This is a genomic window from Shimia sp. SK013, assembly GCF_001292625.1.
GTDB lineage: Bacteria > Pseudomonadota > Alphaproteobacteria > Rhodobacterales > Rhodobacteraceae > Shimia.
This window is the reverse complement of the sequence record NZ_LAJH01000028.1, coordinates 199,967-213,601: the sequence shown is the minus strand read 5'-3', so window position 1 is coordinate 213,601 and position 13,635 is coordinate 199,967. Positions and strand designations below refer to the sequence as shown.

The following is a 13,635-nucleotide window of genomic DNA, read 5'->3' as shown; positions in this document are numbered from 1 at the left end:
CAGAAAGCTCGATTGTCGCAGCCGGTCCATCGATCTTGATGCGAGACTAAATTGGGCGTAATGGACCGCTATGTTTACAGTCTGTGCCCTCTACCACTTCAGCCGCTTCGAAAACCACGAGGCCCTGCGTCCACCTTTGCTCGAGCTTTGCCTCAAAGAAGGCATTACCGGCACATTGCTGCTGGCGCCTGAGGGGATCAACGGCACCATCGCAGGTACGCGCAAAGGCATCGATGCGATTATAGCACACATTCAATCCCTACCGGGGTGTGCGAATTTTGAGTGGAAACTCAGCACCGCGTCAGACAAGCCTTTTCCGCGGATGAAAGTGAAGCTCAAGAAAGAGATCGTGACGCTTGGCCAACCCAATGTCGATCCGACCGCACATGTAGGCAACTATGTTACACCACAGGACTGGAACGAGTTGATCCAGTCACCCGACGTCGTGACCATCGACACCCGCAATGACTACGAAGTGGCGATTGGCACTTTTCAGGGTGCCGTCGATCCGGAAACCGCGTCTTTCCGTGAATTCCCGGCATGGTGGGAAGAGAACAAGGATCGCTTCCACAACAAACGCGTCGCCATGTTCTGCACCGGCGGGATTCGGTGCGAAAAATCCACCAACTTCCTGATGAGCCAAGGGGTTGAGGAAGTGTACCACCTTAAAGGCGGCATCCTGAAATACCTCGAAGAGGTGCCACAGGAAGACAGCACATGGGATGGCGAATGCTTTGTCTTTGACGGCCGTGTCTCCGTGGGTCACGCGCTGAAGGAAGGCCCGCACGTTTTGTGCCACGCTTGCCGCCGCCCGATTCTGCCCGAAGATCTGGCCCGTCCCGAATACGAAGCAGGTGTAAGTTGCCACCACTGTGTGGACGAGTCTTCTGAGAGAGACAAAGCCCGCTTCCGGGAGCGTCAAAAACAGATGTTGCTGGCCCGTGAACGCGGAGAACAGCATATCATCGGACTGGATTGATCAGAACTGCATTCGAAATCGAAAGGCTGCACCGGTTTGTGGCGCAGCCTTTTTCAGTTCTCTATCACCGAGCCCATTTTCCGACCGCTTAGGCCCGATAAAAGTGATACCGCTCCGGCGCGACAGTTTCAGGCCCACGCACCTGTTCAAATCCAACCAAGGGCTGACCTGAAATCAAAACACCATTCGGGGCCATGACTGCAGCAATCATTTCCGACAGACGCGCCGCTTCGGCCACGTCTTTGGCTTTGACGCCAAACCCGAAATCGTAATGCCCCAACGCGATTTTCACGCCATCTGCCGCCAATTTACGCAGCATGTCTTCCGCCTCGCCCTCAAGATAGTCTTCTTTGGGCGGCACACAGGATTCATGACAGTTCAGCGCGCGATCTATCACCCAAATCCGGCGGTCCGGCGCAATTTCCCGCATGTGATCATAAGTCCGACCATTGCCAAGTCCCATCTCAAGGAAATCACCTTCTAAAGTGCCAATTTGGGTCAAACCCCACTCCAACCCTTCGGCCTGTGCCGCAAGGCGGCGCATCATGCTGTTGAGACGGCTCATGAAAATCCCTTTTCATCATGGCGATAAAGCCGCACAGGCCCGTCGCACATTTCCTGTAAAAACTGATGTGAAAACTCCCAGATATCGGCGTCATGCACAAGGTGGTGCGTCAGATATCCGAGGGGTTCGTCATTGTCCTGAGTGCCTGCGCGCCGCGCCTGCAACAGTGCAACGGTTTGCGCCACAAGTGTTTCGGGTGCCACCAAACCGCGTGTCCCGCGCCAGAAAATCGGGTCGATATGCGTGTTGATCTGAGTAACACCAGCCACGGGTTCGGCAACTTTGCGCGGCAAATAGGTCGACAGCGCGTCAAATCCCAACGCAGCCAGAGTCGGCAGCAAGTTCGGGTCAAACCGGTTCCACGGCGGCACAAACATCGGCGCCAGCCGCACACCAAACAAGGTTTTCATCCGCGCAATGGATTGCTGCATATCCACGCGCGCGGCAGCGGGGTCGCGTCCGTCGCCAAACTCGGCCTTTTTGCCTTCGGCCTGATTGTTGGCGTGAGCCCAGCCATGCACCACCGGCACAAATTTATCGCTCAAGCTGCGGGCCAAGTCCTCAGACGCATCGTGTGGAATCACCGCCAGATGCACAGGCGCGCCGGTCTTTGCACTTAAGGTTTCAAGCTTATCCAACGCCGCGGTTGGCGCAACCGCATCATCATCACGCCACCAAAGTGGAAACGTCATGCCCGCCGCGCGCCATAACCGGAACTCCTCCAACAAAGGCGTCCAATCCACCCTCATGCCACGGCCTTCGCCAGCATTTGCTCTACAATCCGCACAGCTTCCTGTGCGCCGTCCAGCCTAAGGCCCGCCGCACTGCGTTTGCCCGCCTTCAAGACCCGCGACAATTCAGACACCAAAGTCTCAGGCGTCATGTCTTGCGCCATCAGGACTTCAATCCCGTCTTGCGTAGACAAGGACTGTCCTCGCAAAGTTTGTTCCACTTCACCGCCGTCATCAAACGGCACCAACACCGCAGGAACACCGGTCTGCAACAAATCAAGCGCAGTGTTATAGCCACACATGCTGATCGAAGCCGCCGCCCCTGTCAGCATCTCTCTGAAATCAGGACGCACAGGTTCAATTGTGATTTGCAGATTGCCGGCCTTAGCCTTCAGCGCCGCGATACGCGCGTCCCGATCTGAGCCGCCCACCAGCAGTCTCCAATGCAGATGGTGTCCTCGCGCGGCCTCAACCGCCGCTTCAAAAAACGCCTGCCCGACGGACCCACCACCGGCACTGACTATCACATCGCCCGCACCTGTGCCGTCGGGATGCGGTCCCGCTGGATCTCGCGCGACATAGCCTGTGTATCGCAACAACGCGCCCACATCCGGCGTGATCGGCCAGCTTTCGTCAAGCGTGGTGATTGCCGCGTCCGAATGCACCAGAACACCGTCGTAATGGGCCAACAAAATGTCCCGCGCCCGGGTTGCTTTCTCCGGCTTGCTCGGCGGCGCCAGTATGTCGCGCACCGACCCCAAAACCAGCGGCCTCGCAGCCATTTCCCCGCATGCTGACAACAACGCCAGAAACTCTGCCGACAAAGACCTTCGCCCAAAAGGAAACAACTCGGTGATCACCACATCCGGCTCCTGATCATGCAGAGCACTTACGACAAACTCCTGTCGGGCCTGCAAAAAATCTGCATCCGCTTCGCGGTCGTCCTCGCGCAATAGTCGGGTGAAGTTAATGCCGTCGGACGCCAAAGACGGCACCTGAACAAGCGTCACACCGGACGCATCCAGATGCGGCGCGGGCCGACCTCCTGACAAGACAACCACCTGATGCCCAGCTGTTGAAAATGCACGGCCGAGCGTTAACGCGCGGCCCAAATGTCCGGTACCCAAAAGATGCGTGACCGCGATCAGAACCTTCATGGGGTTACTTTCTCCAACCGCACAATATCAGGGTCAGACACCCGCAATACACTGCCCTCGATTTCGACCAGAAACAACCGGTTACGTTTAACGGCAAATGGTGCGGGACCCTCAAAATCCCAGCCGTGCGCCTTAGCCAACACCATGCGCATGATGCCAATATGACAAACCGCAAGACTGTCCTGCTTCAAACCCATCAACCAGGGTTCGATCCGCGCCCAGACGTCGCGCGGGCTTTCCCCGTTTGGTGGGCGATAGTCCCAGCCCCAATCTTCAATATCACGAAAACCATTGGCGGGATCGGCTTTCAACTCAACGCCTTTGCGACCTTCCCAGTCGCCCCAATCCATCTCGGTGATGGCGTCGACAGTGATTGGCGCACGCCCAGCAACGATTCCGGCGGTCTCTGCCGCGCGGCCCAATGGACTGCTGTAAAGGTCAACGTCACGCCAGCCCTCAGGCAGACAAAACCCGCCAAGATCGGCCCGCGCCTGATCGTCGAGCGGGATGTCTGTGCTGCCTTGGATCTGACCCGCGCGATTCCACGCGGTGTGCCCATGTCTTAGCATTGCAAAACGGATCATGTGGCCTCCGAAAGCAGGGGGGCAAGCGCGTCCCAAAGTGTCGTTTGCGCGGCCCCCATCAGGTGAAACGTCCGCACACGCTCCTGCGCGGTTGACGCGCGAACGGCGTGTTGCGCCGGATCATTCAACACCTGTGATATCGCCTCCGCAAGGGCCTCTGGCGACTGTTGCGGACAAAGTCCCCCAGGCGCCACAACCTCGTTCACGCCAGGGCGATCCTGCGCCACCACGGGCACGCCATAAGCCTGTGCCTCAAGATAAACCATGCCAAAGGCTTCGTTCACACCGGGCCAAAAAAACACCCGCGCCCGCCCATAGGCCTCAGCCATAACGGACGCATCCAAAGCTCCCAAAAACCGCACCCGATCCCCAAACGGCGCCATCAAGGCCTCGACCCGGTCACGTTCAGGTCCATCACCAGCAATCTCAACCTGCCAATCTCCGGTCAGGTGCGCCAAAACTTGCGCCGCAATCTCATAAGAAGCCAGCTTGTCACCCGCCCGCATCATGCCCGCCATCAAAATTATGGGCGCAGATGCCTCTGTCGCCACCGGCAAGTCGAAATGCCCCAAAAACGGCGGCAACGCCACAAGCACCTGACCGTCCCGCAGATCCCGCCGCAAAGCGACCGCATCGCGCGACGTGAAATGAAACAACACATCCGCCGCATCACAAGCAGCAGCCGCCTTGCGTTCAAAGCCATCCCACGGACCGCCCAACCGTTTGGAGGCCCGCGTGGCCTCGATCAACACATAAGGAATGCCCAGCGCCTTGCTGACCACCGGCCCCAAAAGATCCGGCGCCTTGTAATAGCTGTGATAGCTCACCCAAGCGTCCCAGCCGCCCTGCGCGATCAGCTGTTCGGCGATCTCGGCGGCCTCAGCCTCAAATCCCGCCTGTGCTGCCGTATCGCCGCGCTTGTCCAATGGACGAAACTCCGAGACCAGATCCACAGTGCTTCCGGGCTGCTCCAGTGCCGTCATCAGATTGCGCGCGATGGTGCGCTCGCCTGACGCAACTGGATGATGCGGGGATTTCAGTGCAGCGTAAAAGGCAATCCGGGCCATGGCTCACACCAGCCCGCGCAGACGCTCGTCCAACTTGGCAATTCCCGGCTGCATCAGGAAATGCGCCGTCAAACGGCCATAGGCCGCCTCGGCCAAAGCCGCCCGCTGCGCCGGATCCCGCGCCAAAGTTTCCATGGCCTGCGCCAAAGCCTCCGGCGCATCGCTACTCAGCACGCCATGCACACCATCATCAATGAATTCCGGAATGGCGCTGACAGGTGTCGACAGCAGGCATAACTTCTGGCTGGCGGCTTCCATCAACACATTGGGCAACCCGTCGCGATCCCCGTCCTCGGCAATCCTGCTGGGCAAAACGAACACGTCAGCCTCGCGCATCGCCGCAATGACCTCCGGTTGGTCACAAGCTCCACGCCACGTAATGCGATCCGCCACCCCAGCGGCCACGGCCTGATCGCGGAACCGGCTGTCAGAGCCACCACCGCCAATGTGTTCCCAGCGCCAATCCAGATCGTCAGGCAGCAACGCCAGCGCCGCAATCAGCCGATCAAACCCTTTTTTCTCCACCAGACGCCCGACCGACAGGAACCGCACAGGCCCGGATGTATCCCGCGCCGCAGGTGGGGCGGGAAACCGTGTCAAATCCAACCCGTGATAAATCAGCTCAACGCGATCCTCACGATCCGCCAATCCCGCCAGATGTTTTGCGCCAATGCCAGTGCAGGTCGCCAGAAACGCCGCACCAAAAGTCGCCGCTTGCAACTTTTCGCGCTTTTCCCACGCGGGCGATGTCCAGATATCCTTGGCATGGGCTGACACGGACCACGGCATTTGACGCAGGATCGCCGCATAACGTGCCACAGATGCCGGTGTGTGCATGAAATGCGCATAAAGCGCGTCGCTGTCACCGCTCAGTTCACGTGCCAACACACAGGCTTGGCCAAACCGCCGCACGCGATTGCGCGTCATGTCGCGCCGCAAGTCCCTGAACCACGTGCCACAAGCCGCCCAAAATCCGCGCTGCGTCATCGCATGCAACACGCCTTTGGCCAGCCGCAGTGGTTCCTGATGCAGATATTCCGGCAGATAATTGACCTCGGCCTTCAACCGGTCATGTAATGGGTGGGTTTTTTTGTCCGTCGGAAACCGCAACGACCACAGATCAAGCGTGTATCCCGCTTCTTCTAACGCCACCAATTCCTGCGCGATAAACGTCTCTGACAGGCGTGGCCAACCTTTGACCACCACCGCCAACTTGGGGCGTTTCACTGTGTTCATGCCACCCCTTGCGAGCGGGTCAGGCCCAAGATGTCCAATGCCCGATCCGACACCACATCCAGCCCGTCCAACAGGCCCGGACAAAACGCCGATGACGGGCTTGGTTGCGTTGCCAAACCGTGAATCGCTTTCGCCATCGCTTCTGGTGTCAACTCGCCGCGGGTTTCATCCAACATCCGCACAAGACCCAGCTCTTGGGCCCGACTGGCGCGGATGAACTGTTCCAACCTTGGGCGGGTGCGCGGTACGATCACCACAGGCTTGTCAAACGAAAGTACTTCGCAAAACGTGTTATAGCCGCCCATGGACACGATGCCTTTGGCGCCGTTCATCAGGTTTTCCATACGGCTGTCAAAACCCACGGCGTGCACCCGATCGCCAAGTTTCGTCACCCGGGTTTCAAACTGCGCGCGCACTTCGCCGGACAGGAATGGGCCATAAACCAGCAAGGCCCGTGGGCTCAGGGTGGGATCGGTTTCATACGCCGACAGCACCAGATCCACCATGCCGGCGCCATCACCCCCGCCGCCCGGTGTCACAAGGATGTAGGGATCGGACGGCACTTCGCCATCCGGCAGCTCTTCACGCCGCAGATAGCCGGTAAATCGTGTTTTTGCGCGGAAAGCGGCGGAGAAATCCAATCCCGCCGTCGGATCATGGATCGAGCGCAGCCCATATACCCAGCATTCGTCATAGTATTGCTCGGACGCCTCAATGGCACCTTTGCGCTCCCATTCAACGGCCAGCGTTTCCGGATCATCCAGCACATCACGCAAGCCAAGCACGATGTGTGCTTTACGCTTTTGACGCAGCCAGGTCAGCGCCGGAATCATTTCCCCGCGAAATCCAGTGGGTTCCTTGTCGACAATGACAATATCGGGATCAAAATGCTTGACGGTCGCATCGATCAGACCGGCGCGCAGCTCGGTCACCTCGTCGATGTGCAGACCCAGCCGTTCGCTTTCGTAATTGCCGTCCGGCGTTTTCGTCACACCGGGCAACCGGATGTGATCAACGTTGTCAGGGAAGGGAAACCGCCCCGCTACCGGCGATCCGGTCAAGATCAGCGCCGACACATTGGGCGCCGCACGCGTAACCGCCCCCGCCAAAGCCCGCGAGCGACGCAGATGTCCCAGCCCAAAGGTATCGTGGCTGTAAAACAAAACGCGCGGGGATCGCGCCTGTTGCTTTGCCTGTTGCACCGCTTCTACCAAAATTCGCCTCGTCTAAATCTATTAAAGTCGCAAGTCCGACTCGGACTTCGCCAAAACGCCCTTGATATCGTAAAGCAAAGCTTCGGGCTTTCCGAGAACCCTTATCGCCGCTCCACCCATCTCGACAAACTGCGCGTGCCCCACGGCCAGAATGATGCTGTCGTAAACACCCACGTCCGGCGCGGAAACAAGCGTGATGCCATATTCTTCGGCAACCGCCTCGCTGTCCACACGTGGATCCCACACATCAACTTCTGCGGAAAAGCTTTGCAATTCGGTCACAATATCAATCACCCGTGTGTTGCGTGTGTCGGCACAGTTCTCCTTGAACGCAAACCCCATGACCAAGACCCGCGCGCCCGCAGGGTTGATGTCTTTGCCCAGCATTGCCTTGATGGTCTGCTGCGCCACATAAGACCCCATCTGATCGTTGATCCGGCGGCCGGCAAGGATCACTTCTGGGTGATAGCCTAACTGCTCTGCACGATAGGTCAGGTAGTACGGATCGACGCCAATGCAGTGCCCGCCCACCAGACCGGGCTTGAACGGCAGGAAATTCCATTTGGTGCCTGCTGCCTCCAACACTTCAAGCGTGTCCAACCCCATCCGGTCAAAGATCAGCGCAAATTCATTCACCAACGCAATGTTCAGGTCGCGCTGGGTGTTTTCGATCACTTTTGCGGCCTCTGCCGTCTTGATCGATTGCGCCTTATAAAGCCCCGCCGTGATGACCGGCGCGTAAATCTCCTCAACCCGATCCAGAGTCTCAGCATCCTGCGCCGAAATCACTTTGACGATGGTCTCAAGCTTGTTTTTTGTGTCGCCCGGATTCACCCGCTCCGGCGAATAGCCCAGCTTAAAATCCACCTTGCGCGTCAGCCCCGTAGCCGTCTCCAGCGCTTCGCCAAGTACATCCTCCGTCACGCCGGGATAAACCGTGCTCTCAAGGATCACCAACGCACCCTTTGTCAGATGCGGCGCAACGGTCTTTGCAGCCCCAAAGATCGGATCGAGGTTGGGTTTTTTAGCCCGCGTGATCGGGGTTGGCACCGTCAGGATAAAGACCGTACAGCCCGCAAGATCCGCGTCATTTGCACTGAATTGCGCCTTGGTTGCGGTCACCGCTGCACCGCTGGCCTCGCCATTTGGATCGGTCCCATCATGCAAACGCGAAATAAGCCGGGCATTGGTGTCAAATCCGACAACCTCAAACCCCGCCCGTGCCAGACCAAGTGTCAGCGGCAAGCCAACGTATCCCTGCCCCAAAACGGCAATTTTTTCTGCTGTATTGTGCATCTCTGCTGCCCTACCGCTCATCGCGGTCCGTCCCTTGTCATGCCCCAAGAAATCCTCGCCTTGCGCTATCTGTTTTGTTCTGGATTGTCACGCCAAAACCGCCGAGCATTCTGCGCGCGCGTCACTGCGAGTTCGAGGCAAACCGGCAGTATCAACAGTTTACCCCGCGCCGGTTCTCGGGGTAGACCGGAAGCAACTGTTAAGAAAGGCTTATCAATGCTGCGCTTTTTGACCGCCCTTTTGATCACTCTGCTGCTGCCTTTGGCCGCGGTGAACGCTCAAGAGGCAACCCAAACCGAGACTTCGAATCCGGTGGCCACAATCATGCAGCAAGCCGCTGAGCAAGGCATGACTGTGATCATCATGGATGCCAACGGCGATCCATTGGCTCCTGCGGACTCCTCCGAGGACAGCGCAACGCAAGAAGCCCTCGAAGGCGACTCAGGCACCGCCATCATGAAAGTGCAATCCGAGGTCGATCAGTTCCGCGAACTTCTGCAACGGCGGCTTGATGCGTGGCCAGCGTCGGTGAACGAAGTGCTCTTCATCTTGCGTGCCAGCAGTCCGAGCGGCGAAATATTTACGTTCTTTCAAGTGCTCCTGTGGTGTCTGGGGTTCTTCTTTATCGCATTGTTTGCAGAGCGTTACATCTACGGGCAACGTATCGCCGCGCGCTTTGTCGTGCCGATGATCAAGGAAAACCCGCAAGGTTACAGCGGCAAGCTGCCTTTCCTCGTCGTACGTTTTGTTGCCGGCGTGATTGGCGTTCTGTTTTCTATGACGGTGGCCTTTTTGCTCAGCCTGGTGTTTTTGGGGCCGTCAGACGACACAGCCATCCGCTTCACTGTTGCCTCTATTTATTTCGCCTATTTCATGGCCCGCTGCGCGGCCCTGATGTGGCGCATGATCCTGTCTCCGTTTTTGGATCAATACCGTATCCCCGCCTTGTCGACACGTGATGCCAAGCGGCTCTACCGCTGGTTCTACCTGCTCGCAGTGATGGATGTCTGCTCTCAGGTCTTCGGCGAATGGCTCAAGGAATTGGGTCTGAACTACGATGTTTATGCGCTGATGACGCTTGCTCTTGTGTCGCTGTTCTCGTTTGGCAACATTCTGTTGGCCTTGGTGAATTACAAACCGGTTGCCAACGCGATCCGCAACGGCCGTGCCCGCGATGAGGTCAGCATTCCTGTGCGGATCATCAGTGATTTCTGGGCGCCTGTATTTATCGTTTATGTGATCTATGGCTTCCTCGATCAGGCGTTCGACCTGATCCTTGAAGTCGAAGACGCTGTACCGATGTTGGCTGCGGCTTATGCCATTTTCTCGGCCATCGTGGTGGTTTACGCGACCATCAACTTCGGCATCGAGAAATTCTTTGACCGCGCCCGCCGCCTTCGAGAAATGAACGCGGATCAAGACGTCGAAAATGACATAGAAGGCGACGCACCAACGCCGGACGAGATCGACGAGATCGAGGCGCTCAAACAAAAGATCGAAGGCCGTCAGATCCACACCTTCGAACAACTCGCCCGCCGGATTTCCGGCATCCTCGCCGTGGTTGCCGGCGTTTATGCTGCGATCCTTGCTTTTGGCGCAGGCGATATGATGGCAGATTCCCTGTCGAACCGGCTTTTGGACGTGCTGGTCATCCTGTTCTTTGGCTACATCGTCTTTCACGCCTTCCGCGTCTGGGTCGATGGTAAAATCCGCGATGAACAAGGCGACGAAGAAGAAGGCGAGCTGGGCGACGAAGGCGGCGGCAACAGTGCAAGCCGCCTTGCCACACTGCTACCGCTGTTCCGCGCCACGATGTTGCTGGTGATCGTGATTTCTATCATCCTGATTGTACTCTTGGAACTCGGCGTCAACGTCAGCCCGCTGTTTGCCGGTGCCGGTGTTGTCGGTCTGGCTGTGGGCTTTGGCGCGCAATCCTTGGTGCGCGACGTGTTTTCCGGTGCGTTCTTCCTGTTTGATGACGCCTTCCGCAAAGGCGAATATATCGACATCGGCGGCGTCAAAGGCACCGTCGAAAAGATCTCAGTCCGGTCTTTCCAACTGCGCCACCACTTGGGGCCGCTGCACACTGTTCCGTTTGGGGAAATCCAGTATCTCACAAACTATTCGCGCGATTGGGTGATCATGAAACTCAAGCTGCGTGTGACCTATGACACGGACGTCGAACGGGTGCGCAAGCTGGTGAAAAACCTCGGGGTCGCGCTTCTGGACGATCCGGTGATTGGCCACAACTTTATCCAGCCGCTGAAATCGCAGGGCGTTGTCGAAATGCAAGACAGCGCCATGATCATCCGGGTGAAATTCATGACCAAGCCGGGCGATCAATGGCTGGTGCGCAAAAAAGTCTATCAGGAAATTCGCGAGCTGTTTGCCCGCGAAGGTATCAAATTCGCCCACCGCGAGGTCACCGTGCGTCTTGCTGATGGCAAAGAGGAAGAGAACCTTACTCCCAAAGAGCGCGACGCGATTGTCGGCGCCGTCGAGGCGGCGATTGACGAAGACGCCATGGAGGGCGGGCCAGACGGCGGGGACGACCGCTAAAACAAAAAAGCAGCGCCAGGCAATATGCGGGCGCTGCTGCTCTTTCGCCAGGTTTCAGATATCAGCTCCGGTTCGGATCCATCGCGTCACGCAACCCGTCACCAAAGAAGTTGAAGGCAAGCACCACAATCACGATCGGCAGCATCGGGATCGCCGTCCACCAATAGATCTCGATTGATGCAAGGTTTTGCGCATCGTTGAGCATCACCCCCCAACTCACCGCAGGCGCGCGCAAGCCAAGCCCAAGATAGCTCAGGGCGGTCTCACCCAAAATCATCGCTGGGATCGACAGCGTCGCGCTGGCAATCAGGTGGCTCAGGAAGTTCGGCAACAGGTGCTTGCTGATCACACGCGTTGGCCGCGCACCCATCATCTCGGCAGCGCGCACAAATTCCTCTTCCCGCAGGCTCAGGAACTTGGATCGAACGGCCCTCGCCAATCCGGGCCAATCCAGAATGCCCAGAATGATCGATATGATGAAAAACACCGCCACCGGCCCCCAATGGGACGGCACCGCAGCGGACAAGGCGAGCCAAAGCGGCAATTCGGGCAGACTGCGCAAAATTTCGATCACACGATTGATGCTCCAGTCCAGGAATCCACCGAAGTAACCCGCAATCGAACCCAGAGTGATCCCAATCAGGAAGGACACCGTGATGCCGACGAGACCAACGGTCAACGACAACTGCGCGCCATACATGATCCTTGAAAACACATCCCGACCCAACCTGTCAGATCCCAAAAGGAACACCGTCGCCCCCTCGGGCGCGCAGAACAGATGTCTATCCGTGGGAACAAAGCCGGACAGTTTGTAGTCCGAACCCTCGCAGAAAAACGACAGCTTCGCCGGACTGCTTGTGTCGGCCACATACTTCCAACTGAAGCTCTCAAGATCCATCTCGGCTTGGGTTTCATAGACATGCGGTCCGATGAACTTGCCGTCGTGAAACAGCCGCACAAGTTGGGGCGGCGCATAAAGGTAGTCTTCCAACCGCTCGTTGGGCGTGTAGGGCGAAATGAAGCCGGCGAAAGGCAGGCTCAGATACGACACCAGCAGGAAAAGGGCTGAAATCAGACCCAGCTTGTGTTTCCTGAACCGCAACCACAACAGCCGTGCATTGGACATGTCCAATTCGGCGTTGCGCACTTCGGCGCCGATGTCGGTTTCATATGGGGCATCGTCAACAAAACGCCCGTCAGGCAGAATACTCATCGCTCACGCCCTCCGAACCGAATTCGGGGGTCCAACAAGGCCAGCAACAGATCCGACACCAAGGTGCCAATCAAGGTCAGCAACGCCACAAACATCAACACGAACGCCGACAAGAACACATCCTGCGATTTCAGCGCCTGCAACAACACGGGCCCGATGGTCTGCAACCCAAGCACCACAGACACCAGAACCGAGCCTGATACCAGCGAGGGAATCAACGTGCCGATGTCGGCAACAAAAGGGTTAAACGCCACCCGCAACGGGTACTTAACCAACATCGAGCTTTCGCGCATGCCTTTGGCGCGCGCGGTTTCCACATAAGGCTTGCCCAACTCGTCCAACAGGTTCGCCCGCAGACGCTGCATCATCCCTGCCGCGCCGGATGTGCCAATCACAAAGGTCGGAATGATCAGGTGGATCAACACCGATTTCATTTTTTCAAACGACATCGGCTCGCCTTCAAATTTCGGGTCCATCAGCCCGCCAATGGGCAGGTTCAAATAGCGGTTTCCGTAGTAAAACAAGATCAACGCCAGCAAGAAGTTCGGCGTCGCAAGGCCGAGATAGCCAACAAATGCCGAGGTATAATCGATCCACGTCTTGGACCGCGCCGCGGCCAAAACTCCAAGAGGCAACGCCACCGCATAGATGAAAACAACCGCCGCAAGGTTGACCAAAATGGTCATCCACAACGCGCCACCCACCAGCTCGCTCACCGGCTTGTCAAATTCGAACGACCACCCGAATTCACCCTGCAACATGCCCGCAAACCCATGCGGACCAGGCACAAGCCCTACCCAGATCATGTATTGCTTCCAGATCGGCTGATCCATCGAGAATTCCTGACGCAGGAACTCCGCTTTCGCGATGCCCGCCGACTGTCCCGTCGCGCGCAGCTCGTTGATCTGATTGGACAGGAAATCCCCCGGCGGAAGATTGATAATCGCGTAAACGAACACCGAGACCACCATCAGCGTGCTCAGCATCGTAATTAATCGAAAGACTGCAAAGCGCAGCATCGCCATCAGATCGTC

At 57.6% G+C, this 13,635-nt stretch carries 12 protein-coding genes; 2 read left to right on the top strand and 10 right to left on the bottom strand.

The window, feature by feature from the left end; genetic code table 11:
* Positions 1 to 70: 70 nt before the first annotated feature.
* Entirely contained in the window at positions 71 to 979 is a 909-nt protein-coding gene (gene trhO / locus SHIM_RS19415) for an oxygen-dependent tRNA uridine(34) hydroxylase TrhO (protein ID WP_054004349.1), read from the top strand.
* A gap of 88 nt (positions 980 to 1,067) precedes the next feature.
* Here trhO and SHIM_RS19410 read toward each other — a convergent pair whose 3' ends face one another.
* Genes SHIM_RS19410 through SHIM_RS19375 form a run of 8 tightly spaced genes read right to left on the bottom strand, consistent with a single transcriptional unit; the run spans position 1,068 to position 8,850 of the window.
* A complete protein-coding gene (locus tag SHIM_RS19410; protein WP_054004348.1) occupies positions 1,068 to 1,544 on the bottom strand; it encodes a class I SAM-dependent methyltransferase in 477 nt (158 codons plus the stop codon).
* Complete coding sequence (locus SHIM_RS19405; RefSeq protein WP_241488934.1) at positions 1,541 to 2,236, bottom strand: polysaccharide deacetylase family protein; 696 nt, start codon at positions 2,234 to 2,236, stop codon at positions 1,541 to 1,543. Before SHIM_RS19405 ends, SHIM_RS19410 begins: the two co-directional genes overlap by 4 nt.
* Before the next feature lie 53 nt (positions 2,237 to 2,289).
* Positions 2,290 to 3,432: a glycosyltransferase family protein gene (locus SHIM_RS19400; RefSeq protein WP_054004346.1), complete on the bottom strand. Its 1,143-nt coding sequence runs from the start codon at positions 3,430 to 3,432 to the stop codon at positions 2,290 to 2,292.
* Positions 3,429 to 4,016 carry a histidine phosphatase family protein gene (locus tag SHIM_RS19395; protein ID WP_054004345.1) on the bottom strand — a complete coding sequence of 196 codons (588 nt, stop codon included), beginning with the start codon at positions 4,014 to 4,016 and terminating at the stop codon, positions 3,429 to 3,431. Before SHIM_RS19395 ends, SHIM_RS19400 begins: the two co-directional genes overlap by 4 nt.
* Positions 4,013 to 5,083, bottom strand: coding sequence for a glycosyltransferase family 4 protein (locus tag SHIM_RS19390; RefSeq protein WP_054004344.1), 1,071 nt, complete (start codon positions 5,081 to 5,083; stop codon positions 4,013 to 4,015). Before SHIM_RS19390 ends, SHIM_RS19395 begins: the two co-directional genes overlap by 4 nt.
* 3 nt (positions 5,084 to 5,086) lie before the next feature.
* The gene (locus tag SHIM_RS19385; protein WP_054004343.1) at positions 5,087 to 6,319 is read right to left on the bottom strand and encodes a glycosyltransferase family 4 protein; all 1,233 of its coding nucleotides are present in this window, start codon (positions 6,317 to 6,319) and stop codon (positions 5,087 to 5,089) included.
* Positions 6,316 to 7,521, bottom strand: coding sequence for a glycosyltransferase family protein (locus tag SHIM_RS19380; protein WP_054004342.1), 1,206 nt, complete (start codon positions 7,519 to 7,521; stop codon positions 6,316 to 6,318). Before SHIM_RS19380 ends, SHIM_RS19385 begins: the two co-directional genes overlap by 4 nt.
* A 33-nt stretch (positions 7,522 to 7,554) precedes the next feature.
* A complete protein-coding gene (locus SHIM_RS19375) occupies positions 7,555 to 8,850 on the bottom strand; it encodes a nucleotide sugar dehydrogenase (protein ID WP_241488933.1) in 1,296 nt (431 codons plus the stop codon).
* A gap of 195 nt (positions 8,851 to 9,045) precedes the next feature.
* On the opposite strand from SHIM_RS19375, the gene SHIM_RS19370 reads away from it, so the two are divergent.
* Positions 9,046 to 11,388, top strand: coding sequence for a mechanosensitive ion channel family protein (locus SHIM_RS19370; RefSeq protein ID WP_054004340.1), 2,343 nt, complete (start codon positions 9,046 to 9,048; stop codon positions 11,386 to 11,388).
* Positions 11,389 to 11,449: 61 nt separating this feature from the next.
* Here the strand turns inward: SHIM_RS19370 and SHIM_RS19365 are convergent, their stop codons facing one another.
* Positions 11,450 to 12,601: an ABC transporter permease gene (locus SHIM_RS19365; RefSeq protein ID WP_054004339.1), complete on the bottom strand. Its 1,152-nt coding sequence runs from the start codon at positions 12,599 to 12,601 to the stop codon at positions 11,450 to 11,452.
* Entirely contained in the window at positions 12,598 to 13,626 is a 1,029-nt protein-coding gene (locus SHIM_RS19360; protein WP_054004338.1) for an ABC transporter permease, read from the bottom strand. Before SHIM_RS19360 ends, SHIM_RS19365 begins: the two co-directional genes overlap by 4 nt.
* Between the last annotated feature and the right edge of the window lie 9 nt (positions 13,627 to 13,635).

Bases quoted from the DNA above. Each gene is read 5' to 3' on its own strand.
- SHIM_RS19410 (WP_054004348.1), bottom strand. From the start codon at position 1,544: ATGAGCCGTCTCAACAGCATGATGCGCCGCCTTGCGGCACAGGCCGAA.
- SHIM_RS19370 (WP_054004340.1), top strand. From the start codon at position 9,046: ATGCTGCGCTTTTTGACCGCCCTTTTGATCACTCTGCTGCTGCCTTTG.
- SHIM_RS19405 (WP_241488934.1), bottom strand. From the start codon at position 2,236: ATGACGTTTCCACTTTGGTGGCGTGATGATGATGCGGTTGCGCCAACC.
- SHIM_RS19375 (WP_241488933.1), bottom strand. From the start codon at position 8,850: ATGAGCGGTAGGGCAGCAGAGATGCACAATACAGCAGAAAAAATTGCC.
- SHIM_RS19365 (WP_054004339.1), bottom strand. From the start codon at position 12,601: ATGAGTATTCTGCCTGACGGGCGTTTTGTTGACGATGCCCCATATGAA.
- SHIM_RS19390 (WP_054004344.1), bottom strand. From the start codon at position 5,083: ATGGCCCGGATTGCCTTTTACGCTGCACTGAAATCCCCGCATCATCCA.
- trhO (WP_054004349.1), top strand. From the start codon at position 71: ATGTTTACAGTCTGTGCCCTCTACCACTTCAGCCGCTTCGAAAACCAC.
- SHIM_RS19360 (WP_054004338.1), bottom strand. From the start codon at position 13,626: ATGGCGATGCTGCGCTTTGCAGTCTTTCGATTAATTACGATGCTGAGC.
- SHIM_RS19400 (WP_054004346.1), bottom strand. From the start codon at position 3,432: ATGAAGGTTCTGATCGCGGTCACGCATCTTTTGGGTACCGGACATTTG.
- SHIM_RS19385 (WP_054004343.1), bottom strand. From the start codon at position 6,319: ATGAACACAGTGAAACGCCCCAAGTTGGCGGTGGTGGTCAAAGGTTGG.
- SHIM_RS19395 (WP_054004345.1), bottom strand. From the start codon at position 4,016: ATGATCCGTTTTGCAATGCTAAGACATGGGCACACCGCGTGGAATCGC.